General features: G+C 70.5%; 2 protein-coding genes. Both read left to right on the forward strand.

Features of this window, described 5'->3' with window-relative positions; genetic code table 11:
• Positions 1-298 (forward strand): DUF3597 domain-containing protein (locus HUK84_RS20205; protein ID WP_176641793.1); only part of this gene is annotated, 298 nt, incomplete at its 5' end.
• 101 nt (positions 299-399) lie between these two features.
• A partial coding sequence (locus HUK84_RS20210) for a nucleoside deaminase (RefSeq protein WP_374729397.1) occupies positions 400-938 on the forward strand: 539 nt, incomplete at its 3' end.

Genomic DNA, 938 nt, shown 5'->3' on the forward strand with positions numbered 1-938 from the left:
CGCCCCCGCGGCGCCGGCGGCGGCGCAGCCTGCTCCCGCGCAACCGGTTGACGTCGCCGCCATCCTGACCGAGATGGCCGCCAAGGCGCCGCAGCCGCTGAACTGGCGGCAATCGATCGTCGACCTGCTGAAGCTGCTGGGGCTGGACAGTTCGCTGGCCGCGCGCAAGCAACTGGCCGGGGAACTGCATTATACCGGCGACACCGACGATACGGCGTCGATGAATATCTGGCTGCACCGGCAGGTCATGCAGAAGCTGGCCGAAAATGGCGGCAAGGTTCCGCAGGACCTGACCTGAGCTGAGCTGGCCGCCGTCCGGCCGGGGCCTCGCCCCCGGCCGGACGGACCTGCGCGCATCCCCCGGTTTCCGCCCCTTTTCGACGTTTCAGGATGCAGACGATGCATGACGGCCCGCCCGCCCAGATGATGTCCGACGGGGTGATGTCCGACGGGGTGACGTCCCACGACCTGGCATTGCTGCGCCGGGCGATCGCCCTGTCGGCCGATGCGCGGGCGCAGGGACGGCACCCGTTCGCCGCCCTGGTGGCCGACGGCCAGGGGCGGGTCGTCAGCATCGCCATCAATAATGCGCTGCCGCCCGACGGCGACCCCACGCAGCATGCCGAACTGCTTGCCGTGTCCCAGGCGGCGCGGATCCTTTCGCCCGAGGCGATGGCGGATTGCACGCTCTATACCAGCGCCGAGCCGTGCTGCATGTGCGCGGGCGCCGTCTATTGGGGCAATATCCGCCGCGTGGTCTACGCGCTGTCGGAACACGGGCTGCTGGCGCTGACCGGCGCGCATCCGGAAAATCCGACCTTCTCGCTGCCCTGCCGCGAGGTGTTCGCGCGCGGGCAGCACCCGGTTACAGTCCTGGGCCCGATGCTGGAGGACGAGGCCGCGCGCCCGCATGCGGGCTTCTGGTGCGAGGCGGCGGG

It is taken from the genome of Nguyenibacter vanlangensis (genome assembly GCF_013376155.1).
Classification (GTDB): domain Bacteria; phylum Pseudomonadota; class Alphaproteobacteria; order Acetobacterales; family Acetobacteraceae; genus Gluconacetobacter; species Gluconacetobacter vanlangensis.